The organism is Bartonella sp. AR 15-3, assembly GCF_002022445.1.
Lineage (GTDB): Bacteria > Pseudomonadota > Alphaproteobacteria > Rhizobiales > Rhizobiaceae > Bartonella.
Genome location: NZ_MUYE01000001.1, coordinates 212,695 through 228,982 on the forward strand (window position 1 = coordinate 212,695; position 16,288 = coordinate 228,982).

Genomic DNA, 16,288 nt, shown 5'->3' on the forward strand with positions numbered 1-16,288 from the left:
TCTCCTAATATTGGACGCGACGTTCAATCCAGCGGAATTGGATTAATGTTAAAATAATAACCATCAGCATTAATATGGTTGATTGCGCAGCTGATGCACCAATCATTTGATTTTTAAAGCCATCTTCGTACACTTTATAGACAATTGTGCTCGTTGCTCGTGCAGGTCCTCCAGAAGTCACGTTATCAATGATGCCAAATGTATCAAACATGACATAATTGACATTGATAATCAGTAGAAAGAAAGTTGTTGGTGAAATTTGTGGAAAGATTATCGTCCAAAATCGTTTAAAAGGACCGGCACCATCAATAGCAGCTGCTTCTATTTGCGAGTGAGGGATCGATTGAAGACCAGCAAGAAAAAAGAGAAAATTATAGGAAATTTGTTGCCAACTAGCAGCAATTACAATGAGAATTATAGCTTGAACACTGCTAATACGATGGTTCCATATAATACCTATTTTTTTGAGGAAAAAAGGAAAAGTTCCGATAGTTGGATGAAAAATAAATAACCATAATATACCTGCTAATACAGGAGCAACAGCATATGGCCAAAGTAAAAGCGTAGTATAAGCTTTTTTTGCATGTATAACACGGTCAACGGAAACAGCTAGAAGAAGTGATATTGTCATTGAAACAAGTGTGATAGAAATAGAAAATATGATCGTTGTAAGCAGTGATTGTATATAAGTGGTGTCAGAAAAGACAGTTATATAGTTTTCAAAACCAATAAAGGTTGTTGAAAAACCAAAAGGGTCTTCACGCTCAAAGGATGATTTTATTGCTTGAGCGCCGGGCCAAAGAAAAAATAAAAAAGTTATCGCAAGTTGAGGAAAGAGTAGCCAATAAGGAAGTAGGCTATTTTTGAAATATGCGTGTTTTTCTTGCATGTGCAGGGCTCTTTAATAAGAGTCATCGGGAAAAGAGAATTGAAATATACCAATTTTCAAGATCTAACTTTTCAACTTTGAATAATGATCATGAAACATTAATGATTGGCTTTTTCAAATTCACGTAAAAGCTTATTACCACGTTTAACTACTTCATCTAATCCCTCTTTTGGTGATTTAGAACCATTCAAAACAGCCTCCAATTCTTGATCAAGAATCGAACGAATTTGTGGTAAGCTACCAAATCTTATCCCTTTTGAATTTTCTGTTTGTGGATTTAAATTGATTTGTTGAATAGCAATATCTACACCTGGATTCTTATCATAAAAATTTTGGTCTCTACTTAATTCGTAAGCAGCTTTTGTGAGAGGAAGGTATCCTGTTTTTTGATGCCACTTAACTTGATTATTTGTTTGCGAGAGAAATTTAAGGAAAGCTGCTGCACCTGCATATTCTTTAGATGTATGACCTTTCAAAGTCCAAATAGAGGCGCCACCAATAATTGAGTTTTGTGGTGCATTTTTTACATCATCATAATAGGGAAGCATACCAAATCCAACATTAAATTGGGCCTCTGAAATAATTCCACCGCGTGATCCTGATGATTGTATTAAAATTGCACAGCTTTGTGCCATAAACATTGGTACTGAATCGAGTGCACCAGCTGGACCACCGTAACGAAAGATACCTTTATCTGACCATCTTTTCAGATCTGTCCACATGCGTATTTGCAACGGGCTGTTCAATGTTAGTTCTGCATCAAGTCCATCAAGACCATTTCTTTTTGTTCCTACAGGAATGTTATGAAATGCTGAAAAATTTTCTATGCCAATCCATTGTGCAGCGTAAGTCATTGTGAAACCACAATTCGCAGCTTTGTTATCAAGAATTTTTTTCGAAAAATCTTCTATATCTTTCCATGTTTTAGGTGGTTGTTCCGGATTAAGCCCAGCTTTTTTAAAAATATCCTTATTATAAAAAAGAATTGGTGCTGAAACATTAAATGGCATAGAGAGCATACGTCCCTGGGCATCAGAATAATAGCTACTAATAGCAGGTAAATAGTCTAAGGTATCAAACTCTTGCTTTGTATCAGCCATGAGCTGGTAAAGTGGATAGACTGCACCTTTTGCAGCCATCATAGTACCTGTGCCAATTTCGTAAATTTGAGCGAGAACTGGTTGTTGTTTTCCTCGAAATGCTGCGATAAGTGATATCATGCTTTCTTCATACTCACCGCGAAATGAAGGAACAATTTTATAATCAGATTGGCTTTTATTAAAATCATTGATAAGATTTTCTGTTTGTTTTCCTAAATCGCCACTCATAGAGTGCCAAAAGCTGATTTTTGTTTGTGTGAAACCCGTTGTTGCCGCAGTTATAGCAATCATAAATGCTGCTAAGGAAAGATAAAGACGGTTCATGATTCATCCTTTTTTGAATTAATGGAGCACGATTTTCTCAGGACTGTTAATGTAATTCATAAATATATCATGATGGTTCTCTTTCAGAAAGATGCCAATTCATTTAAACATGAACCATGCAAAGGTCAAACGAATTTGTGTAAATTGACCAGTTTTTAACTTTTGTGATTGTCTGGATGTGATTGTAATGGCCGGCATTATAAAATGGTAATGATGCCAAAAAAAATGAACAAAGATAATCAGAAAGTTAAACAGTCAAGGATTCTTATATGAGATGATATAACCTTTAGGTTGATTGTTTACATTCCAATAATATTACATGTTTTAACGTTCGGTTATAGCGTTAATGATGGTGTTAACATTGTATTCCATCATATCAAGATAAGTTGCGGCAGGGCCTCCTTTTTCAGATAAGGCATCGGAATAAAGTATGCCACCAATTTTTAAACCTGTTTCTTTTGAAATTTGTTCTATAAGACGAGGATTAGAGATATTTTCAACAAATAATGCGGATACTTTATTCTTTTTAATTTGTTTAATAAGTTTAGCAACATCTGCTGCAGTAGCTTCTTTTGAAGCGCTTTCGGGAGAAATGATGGTGAGTCCATATTCATGAGCAAAATAACCAAAGGCATCATGAGATGTAATAATGGTTCGCTTATCTTTCGGGATAGTAGAAATTCGTGTTGTAATGGTTGTATGCAGTGCTTTTAGTTTTTGAATATAAGTCTGAGCATTTTTATTATAATTTTCACATGATTGTTGATCGATTTTACAAAGAGCGGTGGCAATATTTTTGACGTAAGTTTCAACATTGGGAATAGCTTGCCAAGCATGTGGATCAATATTGCCGTGGTGATGTGTCCTATTGCTTTTTTCGTATTTAATTTCTAATGCGGGAATATTAGCACTGACTTCCACAAGAAGCGCTTTTGTTCCAGTTGCTATCGTAAGCCGATTTATGAAATCTTCTAAATACAGACCGTTGATGAAAATAATATGAGCATTTTTAATAGTTTTTGCATCACGAGGTGTAGGTTCGTAACTGTGGATGCTTGTATTGGGGCCAACAAGAGTAGTGATCGAGATATGATGGCTTCCTACATTTTTTATTAAGTCTGTAAGAATGGAAAAGCTTGTGACAACATTAATTTTTTGATGTGCAGTGGCAGAAAGTGGGAAGAGAGATAATAAAAGAGAGTTCAGTAGAACAAATTGTTTAGCAAATTTATGCATGTTGTTTTCTTATGATGGAAAGGATGTATAAAAAAGGCGAGGGAACCAAGTTGCAATGAGTCCAAGTGGGCTTATAAGACAGGTAAGAAGATAGATAGATCCTGCAACTATAATGATAGATGCACCAGAGGGTAAGGATGTATGAAAGGAGAGCAGGAGACCAAATACACTGGAAATTATTCCTAAAATAATTGATAATACACAGATAGGGCCCAAACGCGAAAGCCAAAAACGGGCAGTGATGGCTGGAATCATCATAATGCCGATGGACATAAGCGTTCCTAATGATTGAAAACCGCCAACTAGGTTTAATACCATGAGTCCAAGTAATAAAATGTGAACATATTTTCCTAGTGGGGAGAGTGATTTTAAAAATAGCGAATCAAAACTTTCTACTACAAGAGCTCGCCAAAAAATACACAGATTACTTATTGTTATGAGCATTATAACAGTAATTAGACAAATGGCCTGTGTATTAATAGAAAGCACTGAACCGAATAAAAGATGCAATAAGTCAATTGTTGATCCTTTGAGAGAAATAATCGTGACACCTGTTGCTAATGCAAAAAGATAGAAGACAGTCATTGAGGCATCTTCTTTTTGAAAACTATTTCGCGAAATTAAGGTAGCTGCTAATGCGACAATAATACCAGCTCCAACTCCACCAAGAGCCATGAATATGGGAGAAAAACCACAGAAAAGAAAAGCAACGGCGACACCAGGAAGAATAGCGTGTGATATTGCATCACCTGTTAAGCTCATACCACGTAACATTAAAAATACCCCAATAGGGCAGGCGCTGATCGTTAATAAAACGGAACCAATTAAAGCGTTTCGCATAAATTGGAAATCAATAAAAGGCGCTATAAAAAATGCGTACACGTGTGATAATCCAGTTTAGATAAAATTACTTGATAGAAAAGGCTCGTTCTTGTGAATTGATATGGAAAAATTGGATATGAGAGGTGACGTGATAGGGTGATTATTAGCACTTAATAAGTGTGTTGTTTCTCCATAAAAAGCGTGTTTTTTATTGATATGAATCATTTGTGGAAAATATTCTTGCACAATAAGAGGATTGTGCAGCGCTATAAGAATTGTGCGACCTTTTTGTTGCCAATGAGTAATCAGTTTTAGGAGTTCCTTTTGGGTTTTAAGATCCACACCGTTGAAAGGCTCATCAAGCAGTATAATATCGGAATCTTGGACAATAATACGTGCAAAAAGAGCACGTTGTAATTGCCCATTTGATAGTGTGTTAAGTGAACGGTGAGCAAGTGCTGTAAGTCCAACTATTTCTAGTGCATTTTTAATTTTATATTGGTAGGAATGTTGGCTTTTCCATAATCCACAGAAAGACCATAGTCCCATTTTAACGAGTGTTTCTACATCAACTGGGAATGTTCGATCAATGTCACAGTATTGGCCAAGGTAAGCAATACGGCTTTTCGTTAGTTTTGTAATTTTACCACTGATAGGTTTAATTAATCCAGCAATAGCTTTAAGAAGTGTAGATTTCCCAGAACCGTTATCACCGGTTATGGCAATTAATGAATTTTTTGTCAGTTTTGCTGAAAATTTTTTTATAACAATTCTGTTTGTGTAACCTAATACCACATTATTGAACTGTAAGCTCATATTGATACCATTCTTTTTTTAATATTTTCGAATATGTTATGTTATATAATTACATATGTCAATAAAATGTTATATTATATCCTTTGTTTTAGGAGACTTTTCATGGCAATGGGAATATCGTAGAAAATTTAAAATAGCTTTGAATTTCTCTTGACGAAATCATGTCTATGTATACTATATATAGTATTAGAATGATCTGTGATTCAAAATAAATGCTAAATGTGAATACATTGTTCATTTTATCGAAATCAGATTATTTCATAGTGAAGTGCCATATTTTTTAGAGTAGCGGTTCAATTGAAATGTCACCTTAGGGGAGTTTTTTTGTTCATTGTCTATGTATTAAAGTTTTTTGTGGTGGAAAACAAATGAAGGCACTAACAAAGTGGCTGTAAAGGCCACAAAGGTAGTTGGCTTTATGATGCTTTTGATTAAAAAACAGTGAAACAAAAAAATGCTAGTAGGTAGTTATTGTATAACGGAGAGCAGTTATTACGACTGTAAGTCATTTCTTCGTTTGTACTATGTTCTATTTTAAGGGAATGTAGTGATTTAAAGCTATGTTCGTCAGCTTGTAAGTCATTTTAATTGAGACATGACTAAGTGTTTTAGTATGTAATTATTGTGTAAATGTTGTGAAATTATCATAATTAATTTGTTTCTAAGTTATTTTTTGAATTATGAAAGTTGAAAAGAATGATCACTATTTATAGTAAACCATCTTGTGTTCAATGTGATGCTACCTATCGTGCTTTTGATGCTAAGGGTGTTGATTATAACGTTATTGATATTTCTCGTGATGAACAAGCGTATAATTTTGTTCAATCTTTAGGATATCGTCAAGTGCCTGTAGTAGTTTGCGATGATAATCATTGGTCGGGTTTTAGACCAGATATGATTAATGGTCTTTGTGGCTAATGGGGCTTATTGTTTATTATTCGAGTGCAACGGGTAATACTGAATATTTTGTGTCTCAGCTTGATCAACGACTTTTTAAAATTGATAAAAAAAATCCATCAATATTAGTTAATGAGCCGTATGTGTTAGCTGTGCCTACTTATGCAGATGGTAAAGGTAGATTGGCTGTGCCAAAAGCAGTGATTCATTTTCTTAATGAAGTGGAAAACCGTGAATTGGTTCGTGGTGTCATTGGTGGTGGAAATCGCAATTTCGGTTGTTATTATAATTTAGCGAGCAAGATAATTGCAGAGAAATGTTGTATACCTTGCCTTTATCGTTTTGAGCTTCGAGGAACTGAGGAAGACGTTATTTGTGTTAAAAAGGGATTGGAAAAGTTTTGGAAACAATAAGTGTAAAAAAACTGGAAACGTCAGATAAAATTACAGATTATCATGCACTCAATGCGATGCTTAATCTTTATGATGAGAATGGTCATATTCAATTTGATATGGATAGACTTGCTGCCCGACAGTATTTTCTCCAACATGTTAATCAGAATACGGTTTTTTTTCATAATTTAAAGGAGAAAATAGATTACTTGGTAGAAGAAAATTATTATGAGAGAGAATTATTTGAACTTTATGATTTTTCTTTTATTAAAAAGCTTTTTAAACGCGCTTATGCATTTAAATTTCGTTTTCCTACTTTTCTAGGTGCGTTCAAATATTACACAAGTTATACATTAAAGACTTTTGATGGTAAGCGCTATCTTGAGCGTTATGAGGATCGTGTTTGTCTTGTTGCTTTATATTTAGCACAAGGGATTAAAGGCCTTGCTGAGGGGTTGGTTGATGAAATTATTACAGGACGGTTTCAACCAGCAACACCAACATTTTTGAATGCGGGCAAGAAGCAAAGAGGTGAATTAGTATCATGCTTTTTGTTACGCGTTGAAGACAATATGGAATCGATAGGTCGTTCCATTAATTCAGCTTTACAACTTTCGAAACGCGGTGGAGGTGTGGCACTTTGTTTGACAAATTTACGAGAAGCAGGGGCACCAATTAAGAAAATAGAAAATCAAGCATCGGGTGTTTTACCTGTGATGAAAATGTTAGAAGATGTATTTTCTTATGCTAATCAACTTGGTGCGCGACAAGGTGCTGGTGCTGTTTATTTACACGCACATCATTTAGATATTATGAAGTTTTTGGATACAAAACGAGAAAATGCTGACGAAAAAATCAGAATTAAAACACTTTCTCTTGGTGTTATTATTCCTGATATCACTTTTGAGCTTGCTCGCAATAATGAGGATATGTATCTTTTCTCATCTTACGATATTGAGCGGGTTACAGGAAAACCTTTTAGTGACATCTCTTTGACAGAGCATTATCGCTCTTTTGTTGATAATTCAAAGATACGCAAAAAGAAAATAAGTGCGCGGGTTTTCTTCCAAACATTAGCGGAAATTCAGTTTGAATCAGGATATCCATATATTTTATTTGAAGATACGGTCAATCGGGCAAATCCAATAGCAGGCCGTATTAGTATGAGCAATTTGTGTACAGAAATTTTGCAGGTGAGTGAAGCGAGTGAACTGGATACAGATTTAACTTATCGTGCTGTTGGCAATGATATATCTTGTAATCTTGGCTCAATGAATATTGCAAAAGCGATGGAGAGTGATAACTTTGGGAGAACAGTGGAAATAGCTGTGCGTGCTCTAACAGCTGTTTCTGATATGAGTAATATTGCTTGTGTGCCTTCTATTGCAAAAGGCAATGCTGAGAGTCATGCGATTGGTTTGGGACAAATGAATTTGCATGGTTTTCTAGCGCGTGAAAAAATCTATTATGGAACGCTGGAAGCAATTGATTTTACCAATATCTACTTTTACACAGTTACATATCATGCATTGCGTGCTTCTAATTTAATTGCGCGTGAACGTAAAAAAATGTTCGTAGGATTTGAAAAATCAGCTTATGCAGATGGACATTTTTTTACAAAGTATATTGAGAAAGAATGGAAACCACAATTTGAACTAGTACAAGAGCTTTTTACACGTAATAATATCGTTATTCCGAACCAAAGAGATTGGCAAGAGCTTAAACAATTAGTTGCTCAATATGGGCTTTATAATCGCTATCTTCAGGCTGTACCACCTACAGGATCTATTTCCTATATTAACTATGCAACTTCTTCTATCCATCCAATTGCTTCGAAGATTGAAATTCGCAAAGAGGGAAAAATAGGACGTGTTTATTATCCTGCTCCTTATATGGATAATACAAATTTAGAGTTTTATCAGGATGCTTATGAAATTGGGCCTGAAAAAATTATTGATACTTATGCTGCTGCTACGCAGCATGTCGATCAGGGTCTTTCGTTAACTTTGTTTTTTCCCGATACAGCAACTACACGTGATATTAATCGTGCACAAATTTATGCCTGGAAAAAAGGCATAAAGAGCATTTATTATGTACGGTTACGGCAGATGGCATTGAGTGGAACAGAAGTCGATGGTTGTGTTTCATGTAGTTTATAGGAGATGATTATATGACCAAAATTACAACCAAAAATCCTGTTGTTTGCGCTATAAATTGGAATAGACTCCATGACGAAAAAGATCTTGAAGTTTGGAATCGTTTAACTGGTAATTTTTGGTTGCCTGAGAAAGTACCATTATCTAATGATATTCCTTCATGGGCTAGTTTGACGGAGGAAGAGCGAAAACTGACAATTCGTGTTTTCACAGGTCTTACTCTTCTTGATACGGTTCAGAATACTGTGGGAGCTATTTCCCTTATAGCCGACGCTGTAACAGAACATGAGGAAGCAGTATTAACCAATATTGCATTTATGGAGGCGGTTCATGCACGTTCTTATTCCTCTATTTTCTCAACTTTATGTTCGACAGTGGAGGTTGATGATGCATTTAGATGGTCAGAAGAAAATACCTATTTGCAAAAGAAAGCGAGATTAATACTTGAGCATTATGAAGCGAATGAACCGCTAAAGAAAAAAATTGCTTCGACTTTGCTTGAGAGCTTTTTATTTTACTCTGGTTTTTATTTACCCATGTATTGGTCAAGTCGTGCTAAGCTGACTAATACCGCTGATTTAATTCGGCTTATTATTCGTGATGAGGCTGTTCACGGCTATTATATCGGTTATAAATTTCAATTAGGTTTTGCGAAGCTTCATGAAGCTAAAAAACAAGAAATAAAAGATTTTGCTTTTAATATACTTTTTGATCTTTATAATATTGAGTGTAAATATACTGAAGATCTTTATGATGCTATTGGGTTAACAGAGGATGTTAAGGTTTTTCTTCATTATAATGCAAATAAAGCATTAATGAATTTAGGTTTTGAAGCTCTTTTTCCACCTGAAGTGTGCCGTGTTAACCCTGCTATTTTAGCAGCTTTATCGCCGAATTCTGATGAAAATCATGACTTCTTTTCAGGGTCAGGTTCTTCTTATGTTATTGGTAAAGCAGTTGCAACTGTGGATGAGGATTGGGCGTTTTAATGCGTGAAGGAAAAGAGAAGCGCACGAGGTATTCTATTTAAATCTTCACGTATTTTTAAACATTTAAATCCATTCTTTTTAAATAAATCACAAACTTCTTTTTCTTGAGAATAGCCAATTTCAACAGCGATATAGCTCTTCTCTTTTAAATAATTTGCTGATTCATGGGCCAATTTTCGATAAAAATCAAGGCCATCTTTTCCACCAATTAGGGCACGCAAAGGGTCGTGTTGGCGCACTTCTTTTGCAAGGTTCTTGATTTCTTTTTCTGGAATATAAGGGGGATTGGAAATAATGAGATCAAATTGTCCCTTGACGGAATCAAACCAGTTGCTGAGAAGAGGTGTAAAACGGTGGGCAACATTCGCATGTTGTGCATTTTTCGTAGCTGTCTTTAAAGCATCTTCGGAAATATCAACGGCTACAGCATAGGTTTGAGGAATTTGCTTGAGAATTGCTATGGCGATAGCTCCACTTCCTGTTCCCATATCAAGCAGTGTAGCTTGTTCTGATTTCTCTAGATATGTTTTAAGAATTGGTAAAACAAGGTCAACAACTGTTTCTGTATCCGGACGTGGTTCTAACGTATCTTTAGACAAGGTGAATGGTATACCGTAAAATTCTCGTGTCCCGATAATACGGTAGACAGGTTCACCTGCAATACGTCGATTTATAGCTTGTTCTAATTGTACGAGTTGTTCAGAAGATAGACACATATTTGGTTGCAGAATTCTATCAGATGCAGTAGTTCCTGTTACCCATTCAACGAGTATTTTTGCGTTAAGATCGGCTTCAGAGATTCCTTGATATTGCAATTTTTTTTGTGTTTTTTGAATGGTTTTTCTGAGCGAGTGATCGTTCATCTACTATGATCCATTTCAGTAAGGAGTGTTGTCTGATGATCAGAAATGAGTGCATTAATCAGCTCATTTAAATCTCCTTCCATGATACGGTCAAGTTTATATAGAGTCATATTAATACGGTGGTCAGTTACACGTCCTTGTGGAAAATTATAGGTGCGAATACGTTCTGATCGATCACCAGAGCCAACTTGAGTTTTACGGGATGCTGAACGTTCACTCTCTGCTTTTTGTCGTTCAATATCGAATAAACGCGCACGTAAAATTTGGAGTGCACGTGCGCGATTTTGATGTTGTGATTTTTCTGCTTGAACAACCATAATTCCTGTTGGTATATGCGTAATACGGACAGCTGAATCGGTTGTATTGACATGCTGCCCACCTGCACCAGATGCACGCATTGTATCAATGCGGATATCTTCTGGGCAAATTTCAATATCAATTTCTTCCGCCTCTGGTAAAACTGCAACAGTGGCGGCTGATGTATGGATGCGTCCTCCTGTTTCTGTTTCAGGGATGCGTTGTACGCGATGGACACCTGATTCAAACTTAAGTTTAGAAAATACACCTTTTCCTGAAATGGTTGCTATAATTTCTTTATATCCACCAACTTCACCATCACTCAAAGAAATGACTTCAACTTTCCAGTTATGAGTATTAGCATAACGTTCATACATACGGAAAAGGTCTCCTGCAAAAAGTGCTGCTTCTGATCCTCCCGTTCCTGCTCGAATTTCAATAATAACGCTTTTTTCATCAGCAATATCTTTGGGCAAAAGAAGAATTTGGAGTTCTTGCTCAAGTTCCTGAATTTTTTGATATAATGATGATAGCTCTTCTTGGGCCAAATTACGCATTTCTGTGTCTGTTTGTGTATCACTTATTATAGTTTCGATATCTGTTATTTCTTTACAGAGAGAATTTAATGCCCGTATAGAAACTATAATTGGCTGTAATTCTGCGTATTCGGAAGCTAATTTTACATATGTTTCCGCATTTGGATTCTCAGCCATTTGGCTTTCAATTATTTTGAAGCGTTTTTCAAGCTGCTTCATGCGGTCTTGTGGCAAAGAAACCATAGCAATATCAGCCTAATTCATTGAATGTTAGAAGTTGATAATATTATACCATTATATTATTGTAAGGGGTAATAAAGAAGAAAAATACTCTTGCCAACCAAATTATAGCAATTTAGAATAAATTTATGTAAAGACTTGATGTGCATAAGTAGTCTCTTTCATTACACACATAGGCTTATTATTTTAGGAAGTGCGTTTTTTTCCGTAAATTTCAAGGCGATGATGAACAATATTATAGCCAAGAGAATGAGCAATTTCTTCTTGTAACTTTTCAATGATAGCAGATTGAAATTCAATGGCTTCTCCTGTGTCTATATCAATAAGATGATCGTGATGTTCGCTTTTTGCTTGTTCAAAACGAGAAGGTCCCCCATTGAAGGCATGGCGATGAATAGTTCCATTTTCTTCTAATGTTTTCATTGTGCGATAAACAGTTGATAGCGAAATACTAGAGTCTATTTTATGAACACGCTGAAAAATTTCAAATGCATTCGGATGGTCATCTGTATCGGCTAAAACGTCAAGAATGATACGTCTTTGACGCGTTACTCTTAGACCAGCAATTCGCAATTCTTTTTCATAACCTTGTTTATTCATTTAATTCTTCGATTTTTTAAGTGAAGGACCCATGGCAATGCTTATATTTTTTTCCTGAACCACAAGGACAAGATTCATTTCGTCCAATTTTCCCCCATGTTTTTGGATCATTAGGATTGCGTTTTTGGGGATTAACTAAGCGATTTTCGTTTATCTGCGTCCATGCTGTAGTGTTATTTTTTTCGCTCTGAGTACTGGAAGAATATTGGGAGCGAGATCTTTCCGATATTTTTGATTCTACGGGTTGTTGAATAATTTCAAAATGCATGAATTTAGAAATAAAATTTTTACGGAGATTGATAAGCATAGTTTGAAAGAGTTCGAATGATTCTGTTTTATACTCATTGAGAGGATCTCGTTGTGCATAACCACGGAAGCCAACAACGGAACGTAAATGATCTAAATGAACTAAATGCTCACGCCATAACATATCAATTGTTTCAAGTAGTATAGCTTTACGAAAGTAAGCGACTATTTCCGGATTATAGCGTTCAGAGCGTTCCTTCTCAAATTTTTCAACAGCCTTTGTTATGTGTTCTACAATTTGTTCTTCTGCAATTCCTTCTTCACTTGCCCATTTTTCTATTGGAAGGTTTAAATTGAAAACCTGATATAGTTCCTTTTGTAAACCTTTCACATTCCATTTTTCTGCGTATGTTCCATATGGAATGTGAGTTTCTACTAGATCTTCAATGACTTCATTACGCATTTCAACGGTCATTTCAGTTAAATTTTCTGCATTCATAACTTCCATGCGTTGCTCAAAAATAACTTGGCGTTGATTATTCATCACATCGTCATATTTTAAAAGATTTTTACGAATTTCGAAGTTTCGTGCTTCAACCTTTTTTTGAGCTTTCTCAAGAGCTTTATTAATCCATGGATGGATAATGGCTTCATCTTCTTTTAGTCCAAGCTTTTGCAGCATACTATCCATACGGTCAGAACCGAAGATCCGCATGAGATCATCTTGAAGAGAAAGAAAAAATTTTGAACGCCCAGGATCACCTTGGCGACCAGAACGACCGCGAAGTTGATTATCAATTCGACGACTTTCGTGGCGTTCAGTAGCGATAACATAAAGACCTCCAGCAGCTAACGCTTTCTCTTTAAGTTGTTGAACATCTTTTTTGATTTCTTCAATTTTAGCGGTTCGTTCTGGGCCTTCAGGTATATTCTGCAATTCTTGCCGAATACGTATTTCAACATTCCCACCAAGTTGTATATCGGTACCACGACCTGCCATATTGGTTGCAATAGTCAACGCTTTAGGAACACCTGCTTGCGCTATAATATGTGCTTCCTGTTCATGATAACGAGCGTTCAAAACTTGAAAATCAGTAATACCTTCTTTCCGTAAGCGTTCTGCTAATTGTTCCGACTTTTCAATAGAAGTAGTTCCAACCAGAATAGGTTGTCCTTTTTCATGAGCTTGACGAATATCGCGAACAATGGCTCGATATTTTTCTTCTGCTGTTCGATAAATTTCATCATCTTCATCACGGCGTTGAACGGGTAAATTTGTAGGGACTTCAACAACCTCAAGATCATATGTATTATTAAATTCTTCAGCTTCCGTTATAGCTGTTCCAGTCATACCAGATAATTTTTTATACATACGAAAATAATTTTGGAAAGTAATAGAAGCTAAGGTTTGGTTTTCTGGTTGAATAGTGACATGTTCTTTGGCTTCTAATGCTTGATGTAATCCTTCAGAATAACGCCGCCCTGGCATCATACGACCAGTAAATTCATCAATGATAACGATCTCACCATTGCGGACAATATAATCTTTATCACGAATAAACAATTTATGCGCTTTTAGAGCGTTATTAATATGGTGGACAATCGTAACATTTTCTATGTCGTAGAGGCTTTCATTTTTGAGATGCCCAGCTTTTTTAAGTATTTCCTCAATTTTTTCAGTACCAATTTCAGTAAACGTTGTTGTTTTTTGTTTTTCATCTATTTCGTAATCCTCTGGTGTTAGGAAAGCAATAAATGCATCAATAAGATTATAAAAATCAGTACGATCTTCTAAGGGACCAGAAATAACAAGCGGGGTTCGTGCTTCATCAATGAGAATTGAGTCAACTTCATCAATAATTGCATAATGATGGCCACGTTGTACCATTTGGCTACGGTCAAAAGCCATATTATCGCGAAGATAATCAAATCCTAATTCATTATTTGTTGCATAAGTAATATCACACGCATAAGCTGCTCGACGAGAGTCATTATCAAGATGGTTGAGAATAACACCAGTTGTCATACCTAAAAAATCGTAGATTTTCCCCATTGTTTCAGCATCACGACCGGCAAGATAATCATTAACCGTGACAACATGGACCCCTTTTCCTTCTAAGGCATTAAGATACACTGGTAAGGTTGCCATTAATGTTTTACCTTCACCAGTACGCATTTCAGCAATTCCTCGGTTATGAAGAACCATTCCACCAATAAGCTGTACATCAAAGGGGCGCATACCGTAAACACGCTTTGCTGCTTCACGAACAGTTGCAAATGCTTCTGGTAATAGCGAATCAACCGTTGCTCCTTCAGTTAATCTTTTACGAAATTCGGCGGTTTTTTTGTGTAATTGCTTATCGCTTAATTTCTGCAATTGTTCTTCTAAGGCATTAATTTGTATTGTTTTTTGGCGAAGTGCTTTTATGCGGCGTTCATGAGCCGAACCAAAAAATTTATGGGCAAGAGCACCTAAATTGACCATTTCTGGTCCTTTCTTTCATTTGTTATCACCGCAATGGGTGTTTATAAATTGCACCTATCGCCCTGCATTACCCAAAACGCTCGATATAATTAGGTGTATGCAGCGCTTTATTTTAAGTAATATATAATGTTTTTTTCATTTTTTTCTAAAAATAGAGATTAAGGGCCTAAAAGCATCATGTCAACTTTAGTGATATTATTTGAATAATTAAGGTATGAAGTAATTTAGGGTATAATGTGACATTTTTCTATATTATCATGTTTTGTATTATCTAGAATAAAGTGTAATAGAATAGAAGGATCATTTTTTGTTTTTGTGAAATAAAATTATCAAATTTATCTATGTTTAGATTTTAAAGTGCTATGGTAAAAAAATTTAAATTTGAAAATGCATTATTTTAAAAGGGAGTATATTTATGAAATTCAATTTTAGCGCACTATGTTTTGCCTCAACTTTATTAGTTAGTGTACATACGGGCGTGATAGCCCAAGAAAGTGTAAAGACTGCGAAAAATGATTTAAGTACTTTAGAGAACATTACTGAAAAACCAGTTTCTCTTTCTCATGTAATAGCAGTGATTGATGGGAAAAATATTACAGCGGGGCAATTAGATGAGCTAGCACTCGAAATAAATCCTAATTTAGTTCGTGTTCCGGATGAACAACGTCGTGTAACGGTCTTAAAAGCTTATTTGGATATGCAGGCACTTGCTAAAGCAGCACTGCAAAAAGGCGTAGATAAGACAGAAGCTTATGATAAACGTATGGCAATAATGCGCGATAATATTCTTCAGCAACTTTATTTTAAAGAGATGGTTGTTGACAAGATTGCAGATGCTGATGTGAAAGCTCTTTATAATAAAGAAATTGCTGCTTTACCTAAAGAAGATGAAATTAAAGCACGCCATATTTTAGTTAAGACAAAAGAAGAAGCAGAAAAAATTATTAAGCGTTTGAATAAAGGTGAAAAGTTTGAGGAAATTGCAAAAAAAGACTCAACAGATGGTTCTTCTGCTGTTGGTGGAGATCTTGGTTATTTTAGTCGTGGTCAAATGGTTAAATCATTTGAAGAAGCTGCGTTTAATTTGAAAGTAGGGGAATACACTAAAAAGCCTATTGAAAGTCCATTTGGTTGGCATGTTATTAAGATAGAGGATCGTCGTTTGAAACAACCTCCTGTCTTTGATGATGTCAAAGAGGTATTGCGTACACAGCTTATAAGAGAACGTTATCAAACACTTATCACTGACTTACGGAGTAAGGTCAATGTAGAATACCCTGATTCTAATATTGCAAAACGTATGCAATCCCTTAATGAAAATGAAGCACCATTTCTAGGTGAAGCATCCAATTTAGAGGGGGGAGAATAGCCTTTTTCTTCTGTTGGGTCATTTTTACAAT

14 protein-coding genes are annotated in these 16,288 nt (G+C 35.6%); 5 read left to right on the forward strand and 9 right to left on the reverse strand.

Annotation, left to right across the window (positions count from 1 at the left end; genetic code table 11):
- Positions 1-4: 4 nt before the first annotated feature.
- The 5 genes from ugpA to BAR153v2_RS00835 form a co-directional block, all read right to left on the reverse strand.
- Positions 5-889: a sn-glycerol-3-phosphate ABC transporter permease UgpA gene (gene ugpA, locus BAR153v2_RS00815; RefSeq protein WP_078679895.1), complete on the reverse strand. Its 885-nt coding sequence runs from the start codon at positions 887-889 to the stop codon at positions 5-7.
- 98 nt (positions 890-987) lie between these two features.
- A complete protein-coding gene (gene ugpB / locus BAR153v2_RS00820) occupies positions 988-2,313 on the reverse strand; it encodes a sn-glycerol-3-phosphate ABC transporter substrate-binding protein UgpB (protein ID WP_078679896.1) in 1,326 nt (441 codons plus the stop codon).
- 324 nt (positions 2,314-2,637) lie between these two features.
- The gene (locus tag BAR153v2_RS00825; RefSeq protein WP_078679897.1) at positions 2,638-3,549 is read right to left on the reverse strand and encodes a metal ABC transporter solute-binding protein, Zn/Mn family; all 912 of its coding nucleotides are present in this window, start codon (positions 3,547-3,549) and stop codon (positions 2,638-2,640) included.
- Between the two features lie 9 nt (positions 3,550-3,558).
- Entirely contained in the window at positions 3,559-4,431 is an 873-nt protein-coding gene (locus tag BAR153v2_RS00830) for a metal ABC transporter permease (protein ID WP_078679898.1), read from the reverse strand.
- A gap of 15 nt (positions 4,432-4,446) precedes the next feature.
- Entirely contained in the window at positions 4,447-5,187 is a 741-nt protein-coding gene (locus BAR153v2_RS00835; RefSeq protein ID WP_078679899.1) for an ABC transporter ATP-binding protein, read from the reverse strand.
- Between the two features lie 696 nt (positions 5,188-5,883).
- Here BAR153v2_RS00835 and nrdH point away from each other — a divergent pair.
- From nrdH to nrdF, 4 genes are read left to right on the forward strand one after another with little or no spacing between them, the layout of a single operon-like run.
- Positions 5,884-6,105, forward strand: a complete 222-nt coding sequence (gene nrdH / locus BAR153v2_RS00840; RefSeq protein WP_078679900.1) for a glutaredoxin-like protein NrdH — start codon at positions 5,884-5,886, stop codon at positions 6,103-6,105.
- Complete coding sequence (nrdI, locus tag BAR153v2_RS00845; RefSeq protein WP_078679901.1) at positions 6,105-6,497, forward strand: class Ib ribonucleoside-diphosphate reductase assembly flavoprotein NrdI; 393 nt, start codon at positions 6,105-6,107, stop codon at positions 6,495-6,497. The genes nrdH and nrdI overlap by 1 nt, the downstream gene beginning before the upstream one ends.
- Complete coding sequence (nrdE, locus tag BAR153v2_RS00850) at positions 6,485-8,635, forward strand: class 1b ribonucleoside-diphosphate reductase subunit alpha (RefSeq protein ID WP_078679902.1); 2,151 nt, start codon at positions 6,485-6,487, stop codon at positions 8,633-8,635. Before nrdI ends, nrdE begins: the two co-directional genes overlap by 13 nt.
- An 11-nt stretch (positions 8,636-8,646) precedes the next feature.
- Positions 8,647-9,621, forward strand: coding sequence for a class 1b ribonucleoside-diphosphate reductase subunit beta (nrdF, locus tag BAR153v2_RS00855; protein WP_078679903.1), 975 nt, complete (start codon positions 8,647-8,649; stop codon positions 9,619-9,621).
- Here nrdF and prmC read toward each other — a convergent pair.
- The 4 genes from prmC to secA all read right to left on the reverse strand — a co-directional run bounded on the left by prmC (position 9,618) and on the right by secA (position 14,888).
- Entirely contained in the window at positions 9,618-10,484 is an 867-nt protein-coding gene (gene prmC / locus BAR153v2_RS00860; protein WP_078679904.1) for a peptide chain release factor N(5)-glutamine methyltransferase, read from the reverse strand. The two genes, nrdF and prmC, sit on opposite strands and share 4 nt — an antisense overlap.
- On the reverse strand, positions 10,481-11,560 hold the full coding sequence (prfA, locus tag BAR153v2_RS00865; protein WP_078679905.1) for a peptide chain release factor 1: 1,080 nt from the start codon (positions 11,558-11,560) through the stop codon (positions 10,481-10,483). Before prfA ends, prmC begins: the two co-directional genes overlap by 4 nt.
- Positions 11,561-11,743: 183 nt before the next feature.
- Positions 11,744-12,157 carry a Fur family transcriptional regulator gene (locus BAR153v2_RS00870; RefSeq protein WP_078679906.1) on the reverse strand — a complete coding sequence of 138 codons (414 nt, stop codon included), beginning with the start codon at positions 12,155-12,157 and terminating at the stop codon, positions 11,744-11,746.
- A gap of 16 nt (positions 12,158-12,173) precedes the next feature.
- On the reverse strand, positions 12,174-14,888 hold the full coding sequence (gene secA / locus BAR153v2_RS00875; protein WP_078679907.1) for a preprotein translocase subunit SecA: 2,715 nt from the start codon (positions 14,886-14,888) through the stop codon (positions 12,174-12,176).
- Between the two features lie 415 nt (positions 14,889-15,303).
- On the opposite strand from secA, the gene BAR153v2_RS00880 reads away from it, so the two are divergent.
- A complete protein-coding gene (locus BAR153v2_RS00880) occupies positions 15,304-16,257 on the forward strand; it encodes a peptidylprolyl isomerase (RefSeq protein WP_078679908.1) in 954 nt (317 codons plus the stop codon).
- Positions 16,258-16,288 lie beyond the last annotated feature (31 nt).

Coding starts and splice junctions, on each gene's coding strand:
- BAR153v2_RS00825 (WP_078679897.1), bottom strand. CDS start 3,549: ATGCATAAATTTGCTAAACAATTTGTTCTACTGAACTCTCTTTTATTA.
- secA (WP_078679907.1), bottom strand. CDS start 14,888: ATGGTCAATTTAGGTGCTCTTGCCCATAAATTTTTTGGTTCGGCTCAT.
- nrdI (WP_078679901.1), top strand. CDS start 6,105: ATGGGGCTTATTGTTTATTATTCGAGTGCAACGGGTAATACTGAATAT.
- nrdF (WP_078679903.1), top strand. CDS start 8,647: ATGACCAAAATTACAACCAAAAATCCTGTTGTTTGCGCTATAAATTGG.
- prfA (WP_078679905.1), bottom strand. CDS start 11,560: ATGGTTTCTTTGCCACAAGACCGCATGAAGCAGCTTGAAAAACGCTTC.
- ugpB (WP_078679896.1), bottom strand. CDS start 2,313: ATGAACCGTCTTTATCTTTCCTTAGCAGCATTTATGATTGCTATAACT.
- BAR153v2_RS00870 (WP_078679906.1), bottom strand. CDS start 12,157: ATGAATAAACAAGGTTATGAAAAAGAATTGCGAATTGCTGGTCTAAGA.
- BAR153v2_RS00880 (WP_078679908.1), top strand. CDS start 15,304: ATGAAATTCAATTTTAGCGCACTATGTTTTGCCTCAACTTTATTAGTT.
- ugpA (WP_078679895.1), bottom strand. CDS start 889: ATGCAAGAAAAACACGCATATTTCAAAAATAGCCTACTTCCTTATTGG.
- nrdH (WP_078679900.1), top strand. CDS start 5,884: ATGATCACTATTTATAGTAAACCATCTTGTGTTCAATGTGATGCTACC.
- BAR153v2_RS00835 (WP_078679899.1), bottom strand. CDS start 5,187: ATGAGCTTACAGTTCAATAATGTGGTATTAGGTTACACAAACAGAATT.
- prmC (WP_078679904.1), bottom strand. CDS start 10,484: ATGAACGATCACTCGCTCAGAAAAACCATTCAAAAAACACAAAAAAAA.